At 42.5% G+C, this 19,937-nt stretch carries 5 protein-coding genes; all 5 read left to right on the top strand.

Annotated elements, in window-relative coordinates:
• The 5 genes from HWQ58_RS18570 to HWQ58_RS18550 all read left to right on the top strand — a co-directional run bounded on the left by HWQ58_RS18570 (position 1) and on the right by HWQ58_RS18550 (position 19,806).
• A complete protein-coding gene (locus HWQ58_RS18570) occupies positions 1-3,288 on the top strand; it encodes an amino acid adenylation domain-containing protein (protein WP_292865630.1) in 3,288 nt (1,095 codons plus the stop codon).
• A gap of 2 nt (positions 3,289-3,290) precedes the next feature.
• Positions 3,291-9,197 carry a type I polyketide synthase gene (locus HWQ58_RS18565; protein WP_292865627.1) on the top strand — a complete coding sequence of 1,969 codons (5,907 nt, stop codon included), beginning with the start codon at positions 3,291-3,293 and terminating at the stop codon, positions 9,195-9,197.
• Positions 9,190-15,789, top strand: coding sequence for a non-ribosomal peptide synthetase (locus HWQ58_RS18560; RefSeq protein ID WP_292865624.1), 6,600 nt, complete (start codon positions 9,190-9,192; stop codon positions 15,787-15,789). Before HWQ58_RS18565 ends, HWQ58_RS18560 begins: the two co-directional genes overlap by 8 nt.
• Positions 15,790-16,019: 230 nt before the next feature.
• Positions 16,020-18,632, top strand: a complete 2,613-nt coding sequence (locus HWQ58_RS18555; protein WP_292865621.1) for a TonB-dependent siderophore receptor — start codon at positions 16,020-16,022, stop codon at positions 18,630-18,632.
• 166 nt (positions 18,633-18,798) lie between these two features.
• Positions 18,799-19,806 (top strand): iron-siderophore ABC transporter substrate-binding protein, encoded by a 1,008-nt coding sequence (locus tag HWQ58_RS18550; RefSeq protein ID WP_292865618.1) that lies wholly within the window; start codon positions 18,799-18,801, stop codon positions 19,804-19,806.
• Positions 19,807-19,937 lie beyond the last annotated feature (131 nt).

Here is a 19,937-nt window from a genome sequence, read left to right as displayed (position 1 = left end):
ATGGGCGTAAAAAACAAAAATATTGAAGATTTTTATCCGCTCTCGCCCATGCAGCAGGGCATTCTCTACCATAGTCTTGCAGCCCCCAAATCTGGCAACTATTTTGAACAGTTTAGCTGGACTCTCCAAGGAAAACTTAACATTACAGCATTCCATCGCGCATGGCAGCATATTATAGAACGACATTCAATTCTACGAACCTGCTTTGTTTGGGAAGGCTTAAAAGAACCAGTGCAAGTTGTGCATCGACAGGTGGTGCTACCTTGGCAGGAGTATAATTGGCAGCATCTCTCTTCAGATGAACAACAACAAAAGTTAGAACTTTTCTTAGAGAGCGATCGCTCTGGTGGCTTTGAAATTACGCAACCACCATTGATGCGTCTAACACTAGTTCAACTTTCAGATACATCCTATAACTTTACCTGGAGTCATCATCATCTCTTACTAGATGGCTGGTCTGTTGCTATAATTTTTAAAGAAGTTTTTGCTTGTTACAAAGTTTTCAGCAACGGTGAAGACGTACACTTAGAACCTATTCGCCCTTATCGAGATTACATTGTCTGGCTACAGCAACAAAACCTATCCAAGGCTGAGACTTTCTGGCGAGAAACGCTCAAAAGTTTTACTACACCAACACAGCTGTGGGCAGATCAAGGAACTAGAAAATCACTGACTCCAGAAGATGACTATGCCGAACAGAAAATTCAACTTTCAGCACTAACAACCGCAGCATTGCAATCCATAGCACAGCAGCATCAACTAACACTAAATACTCTGGTACAAGGAGCTTGGGCTTTGCTGTTAAGCCACTACAGTGGTGAGGAAGACGTAGTTTTTGGAGCAGTAGCTTCTGGTCGTCCTCCAACCTTAGCTAAAGCCGAGTCTATGGTAGGACTGTTTATTAATACACTACCAGTTAGAGTCAAAGTATCAGCTAAAGAATTTCTTTTACCTTGGTTGCAAAAAATTCAAACTCAACTAGTTGAGGCGCGTCAATACGAACATAGTCCCTTAGTCAAAGTCCAGGGATGGAGTGAAGTTCCTAAGGGTTTTGCTCTGTTCGAGAGTATAGTAGTTTTTGAGAATTATCTTGTAGATGCTTCCGTAAAAGAAAGGGATATAAATTTTGAGATAGAGGATTTTCATGGCTTTGAAAGGACTAACTATCCTGTAACTCTAACTGTGATTCCAGGTAAGGAGTTGTTGCTCAAAATTACTTACAATGATAGTGATCGCTTCGACACCATTACCCAAATGCTAGGACATTTGCAGACTTTGCTAGAGGGTATGGTTACTAATCCACAGCAGCGTCTTTGTGAATTGTCGCTATTAACGGAAACTGAACGACATCAGTTGCTTGTGGAGTGGAATGATACAGAAGTTGAATATCCTCAAGAACAATGCATTCATCAGTTATTTGAGGCGCAAGTAGAACGCACACCTGATGCAGTAGCAGTGGTATTTGAAGATGAACAATTGACCTACTGTGAACTCAACACGAAAGCTAACCAATTGGCACATTACTTGCGTTCATTGGGAGTAAAACCAGAGGTATTGGTAGGGATTTGTGTAGAGCGCTCGCTTTCTATGGTCATTGGCCTATTAGCCATCCTCAAAGCAGGTGGTGCATACATTCCACTAGACCCGAGCTATCTCAAACAACGTCTAGCCTTCATACTAAAAGATGCTCAAATATCGGTATTACTAACGCAACAGCACCTCAAAGAGAATTTGCTGCAACATCAGACTCAGGTTATTTGTCTCGATACAGATTGGTCAATTATTGCTGAGCAAAACTCACAAAATCTAATTAATCAGTGTACAAGCGATAACCTAGCCTACATCATCTATACATCCGGTTCAACAGGTCAACCTAAAGGCGTATTAGTTAATCATAGCAATGTTGTTCGTTTATTGGCAGCAACCCAATCCTGGTATAACTTTAACCAAGATGATGTCTGGACATTATTCCATTCCATAGCCTTTGATTTTTCGGTTTGGGAACTCTGGGGTGCCTTGTTATATGGTGGGAAATTAGTGGTAGTACCATACTGGCTGAGTCGTTCATCAGAAGAGTTTTACAAATTGTTGTTAACACAGCAAGTGACCATACTTAACCAGACCCCTTCAGCTTTCTGCCAACTCATACAAGTAGAAGAATCATTGGGAAATATCAACAAATTAAGCCTGCGAAAAGTCATTTTCGGTGGAGAAGCATTGCAACTTGAGAGTTTAAGACCTTGGTTTGAACGTCATGGCGACCAGTTTCCCCAATTAGTCAATATGTACGGAATTACGGAAACAACCGTGCATGTTACATATCGTCCGCTAAGGATGGTAGATTTAGAAGTACGCTCAGGCAGTGTGATTGGGCGTCCCATTGATGACTTACAAGTTTACTTACTAGATAAATATCAACAGCCAGTACCTATTGGCGTACCAGGTGAAATGTATATTGGTGGTGCTGGTGTGGTACGGGGTTATTTAAATAGACCAGAATTAACACCTCTTAGATTTATTCCCAATCCCTTTAGTAATAAACCAGATGCACGTCTTTATAAATCCGGTGATTTAGGTCGATATTTACCAAATGGAGATATTGAATATTTAGGTCGTATTGACCATCAAGTAAAAGTCCGTGGTTTCCGCATCGAGTTGGGAGAAATTGAAGCACTCATCACTCAACATCCAGCAGTCCGAGAAACTGTAGTTGTACTCAGCGAAGAATCGGTAGATTCTAAACGAATAGTGGCCTATGTAGTTCCTCAAAAACAGCAAACACTGGCAATTCCTGAACTACGTACCTTTTTAGAGTCAAAGTTGCCAAACTACATGATGCCAGCAGCTTTTATCATCCTAGAGGCACTACCACTCACTCCTAATGGTAAGCTTGATCGCAAAGCGCTACCAGCAGCTGATACAGCACGTCCCGATTTAGAAGCAGTTTATCAACCACCCCAAACTGAAATAGAACAAACTATTGCTGATATCTGGCAAAAAGTACTTAATATCGAAAACTTAGGAATTCATGATAACTTCTTTGAACTGGGTGGTCATTCATTACTCTTGATTCAGGTTCATAACAAATTACAAAAAATCTTTTCACTTAATTTATTAATACTCGATCTATTCAGATATCCAACTATCAGTTTATTAGCTGATTTTCTCAGTCGAGCCAACAATAATGAACCATTATCTTTTGATCAAACTGACACTAGAACCCAACAACTAACACAGGGTAAAGATCGGATCAAACAGTTTTTAACAATCAGTAAGAAAATCAAATAAAAATGAGCACTCATTCAGAATTCAGTCAGAATGGTTTAGAAATAGCAATCATTGGCATGGTAGGTCGTTTTCCTGGTGCCAAAAATCTTGAGGAATTTTGGCAGAATCTGCAAAATAGTGTGGAGTCAATCACTACTTTCACGGATGAAGAACTAATATCTTCTGGAATAGACCCTACCTTAGTGAATAATCCTCAGTATGTTAAATCTGCGGGTAAGTTAGAAGATGTAGAATTTTTTGACGCTTCGTTCTTTGGCTTTAATCCTAGAGAAGCAGAAATTACCGATCCCCAACAGCGTCTTTTTTTGGAGTGTGCTTGGCAGGCTCTTGAAAGCGCTGGCTATGATTCTCAAAATTACCAAGGTTTAATTGGGGTTTATGCTGGTTCCAGCATGAACAGTTATATGTTTAATCTTTATTCAAATCAAAATCTGAGAAACTCTATTGATAATTCTCAACTGCTCCTTGCCAGTGATAAAGATTTTCTCACAACACGAGTTTCTTATAAATTAGAGCTAGAAGGACCTTCTGTAGATATTCAAACTGCATGTTCAACTTCATTAGTTGCAGTACATTTTGCCTGCCGAAGTCTGCTTGGCGGCGAATGTGATATTGCCTTAGCTGGTGGTGTTGCAATCAGTGCATCACAAAAATCTGGCTATTTATACCAACAAGGGGGTATTTTATCTCCTGATGGACACTGCCGTGCTTTTGATGCACAAGCCCAAGGAATTGCTTCCGGTAACGGTGTAGGTATTGTAGTTTTGAAGCGATTAGAAGATGCTCTTACCGATGGAGATTGCATCCATGCTGTTATCAAAGGTTCAGCTATCAATAACGATGGCGCTATCAAAGTTAGCTATACAGCACCTCGTATCGATACCCAAGCAAAGGTGATTAGAACAGCTCAAACAATTGCTGAAGTTGATGCCGAGACAATTAGCTATATTGAGGCACACGGAACAGGAACTCCTCTGGGAGACCCGATTGAAATTGCAGCACTAACCCAAGCTTTTCGTGCTACTACTGACAACAAAGGATTCTGTGCAATTGGTTCAGTCAAAACCAATATTGGACACTTAGACGCTGCTGCTGGTGTTACTGGATTAATCAAAACTGTACTCGCTCTCAAACACAGACAGATCCCAGCTAGCTTGCACTTTCAGCAGCCCAATCCTCAAATTGACTTCCACAACAGTCCTTTCTACGTTAATACTACACTTTCACAGTGGAAGACTAACGGTACTCCTCGCCGTGCTGGAGTTAGTTCCTTCGGTATTGGTGGAACTAACGCTCATGTAATTGTTGAACAAGCTCCGCCTACTCAACCTTCTGGTCCTTCTCGCCCTTGGCAGTTGTTATTGCTTTGTGCAAAAACTGATTCGGCACTAGAAACTGCGACGACAAATTTAGTTACTCACCTTAAACAACATCCAGACTTGAACTTGGCTGATGTTGCATATACCTTACAAGTTGGTCGTCGAGCTTTTGAGCATCGTCGAATGTTTGTATGTGAGAATTTTGACGATGCAGTTACAGTTTTAGAGAACTTAGACCCACAGAGGATATTCACCAACTTTCAACAACCATGCAACCGAGAGACTGTATTTATGTTTCCCGGTCAAGGTTCACAGTATGTCAATATGGCTCGAGGATTATACGATACTGAGTCAGGATTTGGCAAACATGTAGATGAGTGCTGTGAAATACTCAAACCTCATCTTGGCGTTGATTTACGTACTATTTTATATCCAGATGAACAAAAGATAGAAGTTGCTGTACGGCAATTGCAACAAACTCATATTACTCAGCCAGCACTTTTTGTCATTGAGTATGCCCTAGCTCAGTTGTGGATGGCGTGGGGTATATTTCCTGTAGCAATGATTGGTCATAGCATTGGGGAATATGTAGCAGCAACTTTAGCTGGTGTATTCTCTCTTGAAGATGCTTTAAAACTCGTTGCTACTCGTGGACGACTTATGCAACAGCTCCCGCCTGGTGCCATGCTTTCAGTAGCGCTTTCTGAGGAAGCAATACAATCTTGTCTTGATGAAAACCTTTCTCTGGCTGCAAGCAATGCACCTTTTTCTTGTGTGGTGTCAGGTTCAGAAAAAGCAATAGACCAATTGCAACAGGAGTTACAACAAGCAGGTGCCAGCTGTAGACGTTTGCATACATCTCACGCCTTTCATTCTCAAATGATGGAACCCATCATCGAGACTTTCACCCAATCTTTACAAAAGATAAAACTTAATCCACCGAAAATTCCGTTTGTGTCTAATGTCAGCGGAACTTGGATTACGGCAGCACAAGCAACAGACCCCAACTATTGGGCTAAGCATTCAAGACTACCAGTCTGCTTCAGCCAAGGTATCACTGAGTTGCTCAAACAAGCACAGCAAATACTCTTAGAAGTTGGTCCAGGACGGACGCTGAGTAGTTTGGCTAAACAACACCAAAAAGAGGAATTGGTAGTGCTGACATCACTGCGACACCCGCACGAACAACAGTCGGATGTCGCATTTTTACTTAATACTTTAGGTAAGTTGTGGCTTTCTGGATTTGAAGTAGATTGGTCTGGTTTTTACACCCATGAACGGCGTCATCGCTTGCCTTTACCCACATATCCATTTGAGCGTCAGCGTTACTGGATTGAACCACAGGCTTCCTTGGGACACGTAACAAAGGATGCAAGACAGACCAACAAGCTTCTCAATTCCCTGCTGTGGAAATCTTTGGTTAAGGCTGGTCAGACTCAAGCTGTTGCAGGAGTTAAGGAATTTGATGAGCAATTATATCTGGCAAACAAACAATGCTTAGAGGATTTATGCACTGCTTACATCAACCTTGGTCTCAAGCGTTTAGGTGCTTTTAGCAATGCAAACAAACAGTATTCCATAGAGAAGTTGTTTGAGCAATCTCAAATTATTCCTCGCTACTACCAATTATTGTGTCGTTGGCTGAACGTACTTGTAGAGCAAGGTCAACTACAGCAAGATCGGGAATTATTTACCAATTTTGTGCCATTTTCAACAGATATTAATACTCTTTTAGAAGAAGTAAGAGTCCGATTTGCTGATACACCCGAAGTAGTAGATGTTGTCGAGCAGTGTGGAGAAAATTTGGCAACTATACTAACTGGTAAACAAGAACCGTTAGAGTTGTATGTAGCTTTGGCTCAAAAGAGACCAACACAGACACCACAAGACTTAAATCAAAAGTTATCCTTATATGAGTACTACAAAGGGATTATTCAGGCAAGTCTAGAACAAGTGGTGAAATTATTACCACCAGATGTCAACCTGAGAATTCTGGAAATCGGGGGTGGAAAAGGAATTGCTACAGAAGTTCTGCTCCCAATTTTGCCATCAAAGCAAACTAATTACACCTTTACGGACGTAGGTGGTTTGTTCCTACAACTAGCTGAACAAAAATTTAGCGCCTATCCTTTTGTTGAATATCGCTTGTTAAATATTGAGCAACCTCCAAGTCAGCAGGGTTACTCAACACACAGCTTTGATATAGTAGTAGCTGTCAATGTGCTGCACGTTACTCGAAACATGGCACAAACCTTAGAGCATGTACGCTCTCTGTTAGCTCCTGGAGGCTTTTTCCTGATTTGGGAAATCACACAACCTCAGATAGAGTTCGACATGACTGATGGTCTGCTGATGAATCCGCTTGAGGATGAACAACGCAGCCAAGGAAATCCGTTTTTATCAAAAGAGCAGTGGGAGGAAGCACTATGCGAGCATGGGTTTGTTGAGGTAGTGGCTCTATCTGAAACTGAAGCTTTTGGGCACGATGTTCTGGTGGCTCAAGCTTCGACATCACCGGATTTATCGGCATCGTCAGCATTCACCCTGTTGCTTGAGCAAAAAAAAGCCGAGCAGATGCATCAAGACTCATTAAACAAGAAAGCCGACATTGCTGATTGGTTCTATATTCCATCATGGAAACGCTCGATGCTACCACAGCCTTTGGACTCAAAAGTTCAAGCAACTCAACCAAGATGTTGGTTAGTGTTTACCGATGAGTGTGGCTTGGGTGATAAAATGGTGCAACATCTCGAACTTTATGGTCACGAGGTGATTACAGTCAAGGTTGGAGAGCAATTTGCTAGAAAGAATAAATCGTCTCAACAAGCATATACCATTAACCCTCGACAACGGGATGATTACGACGCACTATTCAAAGACCTTCTCGCACTGAACAAGGTCCCAAATGCGATCGTTCATTTATGGAGTGTCACACCAAATCTGCACACAGAATTATCAATTGAGTCCCTGGAAAAGTTTGAATATTTAGGCTTTTACAGCCTACTGTTTTTAACGCAAGCACTTAATGAAAACAATCAGACACATTCGCTTGAAATTGCAATTGTTTCAAACAATATGCAGGAGGTGACAAGCTCAGAAACGCTATGCCCAGAAAAGGCACTTATTCTTGGGCCGTGTAAAGTTATTCCAATGGAGTATCCAAATATCACTTGTCGTAGCATTGATATTGATATCGTTATTCCCTCAGATGAAAGTTGGCAAGAGGAACAATTTATCAAAGAACTGTTGAACGAGTTATGTGCCCAAACATCTGACCAAGTTATAGCCTACCGTGGGCATCATCGCTGGGTGCAGGACTTTCAACCTATCCGATTAGATGGAAGAGTTGAGGGAAATGCTCGATTAAGGGAAGAGGGAGTCTATTTGATTACGGGTGGGCTAGGAGGCATTGGTCTGGTATTAGCAGAATACATAGCACAAACCGTACATCCAAAACTGATACTCCTGGGGCGTTCAGCTTTTCCTGGCCGACACGAGTGGTCAGAATGGTTATCAACTCATGCTCGACAGGATAGCATCAGCTGTAAAATCCACAAATTGCAGGCTATAGAAGCATTGGGCGCAGAGGTGATGGTGCTTAGTGCTGATGTTGCCAACCCCGAACAGATGTCGGTGGTTATCAAAAAAGTGAATCAGCAATTTGGTCAGATCAATGGGGTAATCCATGCAGCAGCAGTTCCTGGGGGAGGCATGATTCAACTAAAAACAAGAGAAGCTACAGCAACTGCTTTGGCACCAAAAGTTGCGGGAACAATAGTTCTCGATCTTTTGTTTCAGGATACCAAACTGGATTTGTTTGTACTGTGTTCATCACAAAGTTCATTTCGGGGCACACCAGGGATGGTAGACTATACTGCTGAAAACACCTTCCTTGACGCTTTCGCTCACTATAGCGTTTATCAACATAACAGGTTCACCATATCTATTAACTGGGATAGATGGAACAATTTAGGAATGGCAACTGCTGTCGAAGCACGACATCAGCAGATAACAGGAGAAGCTTTGACGGCAGGAATGACGACTTCAGAAGGCATTGAGGCATTTAGACGTATTCTATGTAGTAATACAGTTTCTCAAGTCATTGTATCAACACAAGATTTTCAGGGCTTAATTCAGCCGCAGGATTCTGTCAAGTCTTTGTCAGAGGAATTAGCGCAGCTGAGTCAAGCCAAACAAACTTACCCCCGTCCCAATCTGGGAAATGCTTATGTTGCTCCTCGTAACGAGGTCGAACAAACCCTTGCTGACATCTGGCAACAACTCTTGGGTATTGGACAAGTGGGTATCTATGACAACTTTTTTGAGTTAGGAGGAGATTCTTTATTTGCTACTATGCTTGTTTCTCGACTGTGCAAAACCTTTGAGGTAGAACTGCCTTATCAGAGCTTTTTTAAAGCACCCACTATAGCCCAGTTAGCTGAGGTGCTGATCCAAAAACTAACTGACCAAAGCGATCGCGACGTGTTAGTTGCAGCCTTAGCAGACATAGAACAACTATCAGAGGATGATGTACAAACACTACTTGTTTCAGAGAAGCGTTTAATTGAGGTCAAGGGGTCAAATGAGTGAACTTTCTCAACGCATCGCCAATCTTTCTCCAGAAAAACGCAAGCTTCTGCTGCAAAAGTTGAATGAAAAAAAAGGAAATCCCTTCTCACCAATAGCGATCGCACCCCAAAGTCGAGAATCCAATTCGTTTCCCCTATCGTTTGCCCAGAAGCGACTGTGGTTGCTCTACCAATTAAACCCTGATAACGCTGCCTATAACATTGCTCAAGCCATGCGCCTGAAGGGTCAACTCAACGTGTCAACGTGGGAGCGTAGCATCAACGAAATCGTCAGGCGTCACGAAGCCTTACGCACTACATTTGTTACAGTCGATGGTCAATCGCTGCAAGTAATTGCCCCAACTTTAACCTTGACAATACCAGTGGTAGATATCCAAGAGTTGCCGCCAACGATGCGGGAACGTAAAGTTCAGCAACTGGCTACCGAGGAAGCTCAGCGTCCCTTTGATTTAACTAAAGGTCCGTTACTGCGAGTGATGCTACTGCAATTGGGCAAAACTGAGTATGTGATGCTGTTCGTAATCCACCACATTGTTTGTGATGGCTGGTCGCTTAGTATATTGATTCAGGAACTGTCAGCACTTTACAAAGATTTTAACAGCGATCGCCCTGTTTTGCTTCCGGAACTCCCCATTCAGTATGTGGACTTTGCTCTTTGGCAGCGCCAGTGGTTCCAACAAGAGGGACGAGAGACGCAACTAGCTTATTGGAAGCAGCAGTTGGCTAGTGCTCCCTCCGTGACAGAATTACCTACTGACCATCCACGTCCGGTTATTCAGACCTACCAAGGTGCAACGCAGTTTTTGCAACTTTCTAAAAGCCTAACCGAGGCCCTTAAGGCTCTTAGTCAGCAGGAGAGAGTGACACTATTCATGACGTTGCTAGCGGCGTTTAAGACGTTGCTTCACCGTTATGCTGAGCATGAAGACATCCTAGTTGGCACTACTGTCTCCGGGCGCAATCGGGTTGAAACTGAGGGGTTAATTGGATTTTTTGTCAATACCTTGGTAATACGTACCTACTTTGGAGGCAATCCCAGTTTTCGGGAGCTTTTGGCAAGAGTGCGTCAAGTTGCTTCAGAAGCTTATGCTCACCAGGATCTGCCTTTCGAGCAAATCCTGGAGGAACTCAAGCTAGAGCGGCATTTGAGCCATACACCTTTGTTTCAGGTGATGTTTCAACTTCAGAATTTCCTAAGAACAACTCTCGAACTACCAGGTTTAAGCGTTAGTCCTTTGGAGTTTGAAAAAGAAACAGCGAGGTTTGACCTAGCTATGGAAATGGTGGAAACTGAGCAAGGGCTAATTGGAACTATGGAGTACAATGTGGCTCTATTTGATGAAGTTACCATTACCCAAATGTTGAGCTGTTTTCAAACTTTGCTAGAAGGTATTGTTGCTAATCCTGACCAAAGACTCTCGAACTTGCCGCTTTTAACACCAGCCCAGCAGCAGGTATTACTGGTGGACTGGAATGATACCTCTGTTGAGTATTCCCAACAACAATCTATTCATCAGTTGGTTGAGTATCCCCAACAACAATCTATTCATCAGTTGTTTGAGGCTCAAGTAGAACGCACACCTGATGCTGTTGCCGTAATCTTTGAAGATGAACAGCTAACTTATTGGGAGCTTAACACCAGAGCAAATCAACTAGCGCATTACTTGCAAAAGCTAGGAGTAAAACCAGAGGTGTTGGTGGGCATTTGTGTAGAGCGATCGCTCTCTATGGTCATTGGTCTATTAGCTATCCTCAAAGCAGGTGGTGCATACATCCCACTAGACCCTAATTATCCCCAAAAACGTCTATCCTTTATATTGCAGGATACTCAAGTATCAGTATTACTAACGCACCAACACCTCATAGAGAAACTTCCTGAACACAAAGCACAGGTAGTTTGCCTAGACAACGACTTCGACATCATTACCCAGCAAAAGCAAGACAACCCTATCAGTAGTTCGGAAGCTGACAATTTAGCTTATGTTATCTACACTTCTGGTTCTACAGGAGAACCAAAGGGAGTTTTTGGTTTGCATAAGGGTGCTATCAATCGCTTTGAGTGGATGTGGCAGAATTATCCTTTTGTAGAGCAAGAAATTTGTTGCCAGAAAACATCTTTAAACTTTGTGGATTCAGTATGGGAAATCTTTGGACCATTACTACAAGGGGTAACTACAGTAATTGTCCCCGATATTGTTGTTAAAGACCCACAACAGTTTATCACCACTCTTTCCCACAATCATGTTACACGGGTAGTCCTTGTTCCTTCATTACTACGTGTACTGTTGAGTACGTGTGAGATTTTACAGCTACAGTTACCCAAGTTAAAATTGTGGATTAGCAGTGGTGAAGCACTATCTACTGATCTGCCAGTGCAATTTCGGCAGAGTTTGCCTGATAGTACCTTATTAAATCTTTACGGTTCGTCAGAGGTATCTGCGGATGTCACTTGTTATAGCATTAGCCCGCAAGCAGCTCTATCAACATCTGTCTTAATTGGTCATCCAATTGCTAATACGCAGATATACATACTGGATGATAACCAGCGACCTGTTCCTGTAGGTGTACCTGGTGAGATATATGTAAGTGGTGACCAACTAGCGCGAGGTTACTTAAACCGTCCTGAACTAACAGCAGAGAAATTTATCCCCAATCCCTTTAGTGACAAACCATCTGCGCGTCTTTATAAAACAGGAGATAAAGCACGCTATTTACCAAGTGGAGAAATAGAATACATTGGTCGAATTGACCACCAAGTTAAACTCCGTGGTTTCCGCATTGAGTTGGGAGAAATTGAAACACTGATTAGCCAATACCCAGGAGTCCAAGAAAGCGTAGTTACAGTTCATTGTTCACAAGCAGATTCTCAACAAATAGTCGCTTATGTAATCCCCCAAAAAGAGCAAACATTGGCAATTTCTGAAGTGCGGTGCTTTCTGGAGTCAAAGCTACCAAACTACATGGTGCCATCGGCTTTTGTGACATTGGAGGCACTACCACTTACACCCAATGGGAAAGTTGACCGTAAAGCGCTACCTATACCTGACTTGACACAGGTATCATCATCTCAGATGCTTGCTCCTTCCACACCAATTGAGAATTTATTAACAGGTGTTTGGGCAGAAATACTTGGTATAGACAAAGTAGGTATTAATAATAATTTCTTTGAATTAGGAGGGCACTCGTTAATCGCAACTCGCGTGATTTCCCAAATCCGACAAGTATTTCAAATCGAACTTCCTTTACGTTACTTATTTGAAAAACCAACAATAGCTGGATTAGCAAAAGAAATTGAAAAAGCAATTAAGGTAGACTCAGGAATTGAATCGACGAAGATTGAGTGGATTAAGCGATCGCCAGAATTACCGTTATCATTTGCCCAACAAAGATTATGGTTCCTAGCCCAATTAGAACCAGACAGCCCATTTTACAATATTCCTGCTGCTGTTCGCCTACAAGGAAAATTAAATGTAGAAGCATTACAACAAAGTTTTAACGAAATTATCAGTCGTCATGAAACGCTGCGAACCAATTTCCAAACAACACAAGGGCAAGCAATAGCTGTCATCTCTGAAAAAAAGCCCCTAACCTTGTCAATATTCGATATTAGCGAACTACCTTCAGACCAACAAGAAGCCGAAATTAAACAACAGGCTACACAAGAAGCACAACAACCCTTTGATCTCAAGAGCGACTTGCTGCTGAGAGTAAAACTATTACGTCTTAATGACCAAGAACACATCGTACTACTGACAATGCACCACATCGTCTCTGACGGTTGGTCAATCGGTGTGCTGGTGCAAGAGTTGGCAACACTTTATCAAGCCTTTTGTAATGAACAACCCTCACCCTTAACTGAACTGCCAATACAGTATGTTGACTTCGCGGTTTGGCAACGACAATGGTTGCAAACAGAAGTACTCGAAACTCAGATATCTTATTGGCGAAAGCACTTAGAAAATGCGCCAGAAGTATTAGAGTTACCCACTGACCATCCCAGACCAGCAATTCAGAAATTCCGGGGTGCAACTTACTCATTTGAGTTATCCAAGCAACTCTCTGTTGCTCTGAATAAATTAAGCCAGGAGCAGGGAAGTACTTTATTTATGACGTTGCTGGCAGGTTTCCAAACACTGCTATGGAGTTACACAGGGCAAGAAGATATTGTAGTTGGTTCACCCATCGCCAATCGGAACCGAGCGGAGATAGAAGGGTTAATTGGATTTTTTGTCAATACTTTAGTACTGAGAACTAACTTAGCAGGAAATCCCAGCTTTCAGGAACTACTAAAACGGGTACGGGAAGTAGCATTAGGAGCTTATGCACATCAGGATTTGCCCTTTGAGTTGTTAGTTGAGCAACTGCAACCACAGCGAAACTTAAGCCATACACCACTGTTTCAAGTGATGTTTGTGCTTCAGAATGCACCGATGTCTGCCTTAGAGTTGCCTGGTTTGACTTTAACTTCTTTACAAAGCAATAGTGATAGTGCTAAGTTTGATTTGACCCTAAACATGAGTGAAATAGACTCTAAGTTAGTTGGAAGTATAGAATACAATACTGATTTATTTGAGCAAAGCACAATCAGCCGGATGGTGGGTCATTTGCAAACGTTGCTCTCTGGAATTGTTGCTAATCCACAGCAGCGGTTGTCAGAGTTAGCACTCTTAAGTAACTCTGAGCAGCATCAGTTGCTGCTGGAGTGGAATAATACAGAAGTTGAATATCCTCAAGAACACTGCATTCATCAGTTATTCGAGGCGCAAGTAGAACGCACACCTGATGCAGTAGCAGTAGTATTTGAATCGGAACAATTAACCTACTGTGAACTCAACACGAAAGCTAACCAATTGGCACATTACTTGCGTTCATTGGGAGTAAAACCAGAGGTATTGGTGGGAATTTGTGTAGAGCGATCGCTCTCTATGGTCATCGGACTATTAGCCATCCTGAAAGCAGGTGGTGCATATGTGCCACTAGACCCTAGTTATCCCAAAGAACGCTTGGCTTATATGTTAGCAGACTCCCAACCAGGCGTATTGTTAACACAACAATATCTAGTAGAAAGTCTACCAAATCACAAAGCTCAAGTAATTTGCATCAATAGCAATTGGGAACTAATCGCCAATGAAAACCCAAGAAATCCGGCGTGCAAGATCACAGTCGATCACCTAGCTTACGTCATCTACACCTCCGGTTCTACAGGTAAACCAAAAGGTGCAATGAATACCCATCGGGGAATCTGCAATCGTTTACTGTGGATGCAAGACACTTACCAATTAACAACAGCAGATAGTGTTTTGCAGAAAACCCCCTTCAGTTTCGACGTGTCAGTCTGGGAATTTTTCTGGCCGTTGATGACAGGTGCGCGTTTAGTAGTAGCTCAACCAGAAGGTCATCGAGAACCCAACTATTTAGTCAACTTGATTTTACAGCAACAAATTACAACCTTACATTTTGTTCCATCAATGCTGCAAGTGTTTGTTGAAACAGAAGGGTTAGAAAAATGTCAGTCTCTAGTGCGGGTAATAGTAAGTGGTGAGGCATTGCCAGTTCAACTTCAACAGCGCTTTTTTAATCGACTTGATGCCCAACTGCATAATCTCTACGGTCCAACAGAAGCGGCTGTAGATGTGACTTTTTGGCAGTGTCAAGATCGTGTTAATAACCAAAAGACAGTTCCCATTGGTCACCCAATTGCAAACATCCAGATTTATTTGCTTGATAAGTATCTTAATCCTGTTGCTTTCGGCGTACCAGGTGAACTTTATATTGGTGGTGTGGGAATAGGTAGAGGTTATTTAAACCGTCCCGACTTAACAGCAGAGAAATTCATTCCTAATCCCTTTAGTGATAAACCATCTGCGCGTCTTTATAAAACAGGAGACCTAGCACGCTATTTAACAAGTGGAGAAATAGAATACATTGGTCGAATTGACCACCAAGTTAAACTCCGTGGTTTCCGCATTGAGTTGGGAGAAATTGAAGCACTCATTAGCCAACACCCAGTAGTTCGAGAAACGGTCGTGACAGCACATACTCAAAGTTTAGTAGCTTATGTAGTTCCACAACATGAACAAACATTGGCAATTACGGAACTGCGTCACTTCTTAGAATCGAAACTACCAAACTATATGGTGCCAGCAGCTTTTGTCACATTGGAGACACTACCACTCACGCCTAATGGTAAGGTTGACCGCAAAGCTTTACCAGCACCTGATACAGCACGTCCACAATTGGAGGCAATTTATCAGCCACCCCAAACTGATGTAGAAAAAACTATTGCCAATATTTGGCAAGAAGTGCTGAATGTTGAGAACGTAGGAATTCATGATAACTTCTTTGAACTGGGTGGTCATTCGCTGCTTTTGGTTCAGGTTCATAGCAAATTGCGTGAAGTATTTCAGAGTGATTTATCTATCCTCGACCTGTTTAGATATCCGACCATAAGCTCTTTAGTAGATTATTTTAATCAAGTCAAAAATGGAAAACTATTTTCTGGTGTAGTAGATGTTGTCACAGAAAAAATTGCTGATGGTAAAGCTCAACAAAGAAAGCGTCTGCAAAAAATGAAATCACTTGAAAATATTTAAGGATGGATCGTTATGTAACTAGTTTTGTAAATTACAACTGATAAAGACTTGCAATTGCTGAACCATTTCCTGTAAGATTATTTTTGAAATCATAGTAAATAACTCATATGCTACTAAGATTAATTTTCTTTAGTCAGCATAGTAGAGCCAGGTGTGTAGAGTAGCCAATGGGAACAAAGAAGTTATCGAAAATTTTATTAGTGACGAGTTCTGTTTGGTTGTGGTATGCAATGAGCGCAACTGCTCAAGAACTACCCAAGTCAGAAATACAGAGTAAATCTGTGGCATCGGTACTACGTAATTCCCATTCAATTAGAGAGATTCGCCAACTCAGTGAGATCGAGCGTCCCAGCACTAGCGCCCAAATGCTAGTGCAATCGCCAACACCAACTAATCCCCCTTCCCAAGGAGATGTTATCCAGGTGACTGGGGTGAAAGCTAATCCCACTGATAAAGGTGTGGAGGTGATTTTACAGACAACTCAAGGACAACAACTCCAAATCACCAATCGCAGTGCTGATAATAACTTTATTGCTGATATTCCTAATGCTCAATTGCGTTTACCCAGTGGTGATTCGTTCACATTCCGTTCCCAAAACCCAGTTGAGGGTATTACTGAGATAACTGTCATAAATCTGGATGCCAATACTATTCGGGTGACAGTGGCGGGTGAGGCGGGATTGCCAGTTGTGGAGTTGTTTGATGGGGATGAAGGGCTGATTATTGGTTTTACAGCTGCTACAACTGCAATGCAGCCACCACAACAGCCGAAACCTGAGCAGCCAGCGAATGAAACACCCCAGGAAACACCATCGGCACAAGCGGATGACCCGATTGAATTAGTCGTGACGGGTGAGGAAGATGGGTATCGTGTACCTAATACCAGTGTAGGTACCCGAACCGACACACCCCTGCGCGATATTCCCCAATCGATTCAGGTTATACCTCAACAGGTGCTACGGGATCAAAACGTCACTAGTGTAGTTGAAGCACTCAGAAATGTACCTGGTGTAGGATTTGGAACTACCTCCAAATCAGTGTTTGATTCAACTGTTTTCCTCCGAGGTTTTTCTTCTGGCAATAATGTCTTGAGGAATGGGTTGAGCGAAAGTACAGGTGATAGTATAATTGGCTTTGAGACGGCAGGGATCGAACGGATTGAGGTTTTCAGAGGACCCTCCTCCGTTCTCTATGGTGAAGCTGCGCCAGGAGGATCTGTTAACTATGTAACCAAACAGCCATTGAGTGAACCCTACTATTCGTTGTCAGCTTCTGCGGGTAGTTTCAACTTTTATCGCGGTGCTATTGACCTTTCCGGACCGCTCAATGACAGCCGAACTGTACTGTACAGACTGAACCTGGCAGCTCAAACTACAGAAAGTTTCTTTGATTTCTACGACGCACAGAGATACTTTGTGGCACCTACTTTCACTTGGCAGATTAGCGATCGCACAAAATTAACTCTAGCAGCCGAATATGTTGATCGACCACAATCTGCCGATCAATCCTCTGGTCTCCCGCTTGTGGGAACAGTGTTGCCAAATCCAAATGGAGAAATACCACGTAACCGGAATGTGGGTGAGCGGGATGATATCGAAAGTTCGTATTCGATTCGACTTGGCTATGACCTCGAACATCGCTTTAGCGAAAATTGGCAGCTACGAAATGCCTTGAGATTTACGCAAACTGGGCAACATAGGAGATTTACCTTCGGTACCGCCTTAGCTGACGATAACCGGACTCTGAGCCGAAGCTTTTCTGATAATGATGACTATTACGGCGGATTTTTGAACTCTGACACCTATGCTGTTGGTAAGTTTTCTACGGGTAGCATTGGTCATCAATTGGTAACAGGCATTAATCTCACTAGGAGGCAACTCGGACAAGCTAGGTCTACTTTTCAGGCATCTCCAATTGACCTATTCAATCCTGTATATGGTCAGCCTATTGGTGATGATCCTTTCAGTACTGATGATTTTAGCACAATAGATGCACTGGGCATTTATGTTCAAGACCAGATAACACTGGCTGAAAATTTAAAGCTGCTGCTGGGCGTGCGGTTTGATACTTTTAGTCAAACTGACGAGGATCGGCTCGCTAATACACAAACAAGTCAGTCTGGCAATGCATTTAGCCCTCGTGTCGGTATTGTCTATCAGCCAGTTAAGCCAATTTCACTCTATGCCAGCTACAGTCGCTCATTTACCCCAACGATTGGCACCAGCTTTGATGATGGTGTATTTCAACCGGAGCGCGGCACCCAATATGAAGTTGGGGTCAAGGCAGATTTGAATGACCGATTTTCAGCAACTCTGGCTCTCTACGATCTGACCCGTACCAATGTTTTGACGGCTGACGAGAGACCCAATGTACCACCAGGCTTTTCGATTCAGACGGGTGAGCAGCGCAGCCGAGGTGTTGAACTGACCCTTGAAGGAGAGATTTTGCCGGGATGGAACATCATTGCGGGCTATGCCTATAACGATGCAAAAGTTACTGAGGACAACACGCTTCCCATAGGTCTTCCTTTTCGTAATGTCCCTGCAAATACCTTTAACCTGTGGACAAGCTATGAATTTCAACGGGGTACTTTGCAAGGGTTCGGCGCTGGCGTGGGATTATTCTTTGTCGGAGAACGGCCAGGGGATACATTAAATACTTTTCAACTACCCAGCTATCTGAGGACAGATGCTGCGATTTTTTACAAGCGCCATCGGTTTCGCGCTGCCCTTAATTTTAGGAATTTATTTGATGTCGATTACTTTGATACTTCTTTCAATAGGTTTCGAGTTTTTCGGGGTGATCCGTTGACGGTGCAGGGGACGATTTCCTTTGAGCTTTGACCCCTCCCCAGCCCTGCCCTTGCAAAGGGAATTTGTGTAGTGAGGTTTACGAATGAGCAGGTGGATCAACAACTGGATGAGTTATTGGAGGCGATCCCTGAGACGATTCGTCAGTTGCGTCAATCGACCCCACCCTAGCCCTACCCTTGGTAAGGGGAGGGAATCGATGCCAACTTCCCCACACCCTTATCAGGCGAGATTGAGGGGGGTAAAGCAACAGCTATTGTTATCACTACTCATAATCGCGATCGTCTCAGCGTGTAGTAGCAGGGCGATTGAGCGGGGTACAACGCCTGCTTCATCAGAAGCATCTCAAGCCTCTTGCAGAATCGTGCAACATGCAATGGGTGAAACGTGCATTCCTCTCAACCCTCAACGAGTTGTGACTCTATGGAAGGGTACTTTCTGTAGCACCTTAGCATTGGGTATCAAACCCATTGGATATACACGGAGTCTAGATAAATCTTTCCCAGAATATCTTCAAAGCAAAGCAGATGGAGTTGAATCTGTTGGAACCTACGAGCAACCAAGTTTAGAAAAGATTCTCCTATTAAAACCCGATTTAATTTTGTCGATTAAGCGGTTCCAATTTCAGGATATCTATACGCAGCTATCTAAGATAGCACCCACAGTTGTCATCGATGTTTCTGCTCCACCTCCTCCCTGGCAAAAACATTTAGAAGATGTTGCCAAGATCTTCGATAAGGAACAGGAGAAAAAACAGTTAATCGACGAATATTGGCAACGAATTGAACAACTTAAACAAGCCTTGGGCGATCGCCGCCATCAGATACAAGTATCTATTGCTACTTCGTATCCAGAAATTGGAGGAGTGTATACTTATGGGAAAAAGTTTTCTACTAGCGTAGTTCTAGATGATATCGGACTAAAACGCCCACCTGCACAGAGGGGAGATTTTTGGGTAATGCCTAATATTTCCTACGAGCGTTTATCCGAAATCGATGGTGATATTTTATTCCTTTGTACTCGGAAAAATAATGCTTATGAACAGGCTTTAGAAAAGCTGCAACAATCTCCTTTGTGGCAAAAACTGAAGGTAGTTCAACAAAATCAAGTCTATATTGTAGATTTAGACTATTGGTCCGCTTTTGATGTTTTAGCAATGAACGCAGTCATTGATGACTTATTTAAGTACTTAGTTAACACTTCATAAACCCATGCCTAAACATAATCTATTCCTCTGTAAAAAAATAAATCTATTTTTAGAGCAAAAATTTTTCTTTGATATACGTTTGGAGTTTCAACTCGCATAAGGCGTTAAATTCAAAATATAAAAATTGGTTA

The organism is Nostoc sp. LPT (genome assembly GCF_017115165.1).
Lineage (GTDB): Bacteria > Cyanobacteriota > Cyanobacteriia > Cyanobacteriales > Nostocaceae > Nostoc.
The sequence above is the reverse complement of the archived record's forward strand: the minus strand, read 5'-3'. Positions and strand labels throughout refer to the sequence as shown.

What these genes read in the sequence shown, in the direction of transcription:
- HWQ58_RS18565 (WP_292865627.1), top strand. Translation starts at nt 3,291, where the DNA reads ATGAGCACTCATTCAGAATTCAGTCAGAATGGTTTAGAAATAGCAATC.
- HWQ58_RS18555 (WP_292865621.1), top strand. Translation starts at nt 16,020, where the DNA reads ATGAGCGCAACTGCTCAAGAACTACCCAAGTCAGAAATACAGAGTAAA.
- HWQ58_RS18560 (WP_292865624.1), top strand. Translation starts at nt 9,190, where the DNA reads ATGAGTGAACTTTCTCAACGCATCGCCAATCTTTCTCCAGAAAAACGC.
- HWQ58_RS18550 (WP_292865618.1), top strand. Translation starts at nt 18,799, where the DNA reads ATGCCAACTTCCCCACACCCTTATCAGGCGAGATTGAGGGGGGTAAAG.
- HWQ58_RS18570 (WP_292865630.1), top strand. Translation starts at nt 1, where the DNA reads ATGGGCGTAAAAAACAAAAATATTGAAGATTTTTATCCGCTCTCGCCC.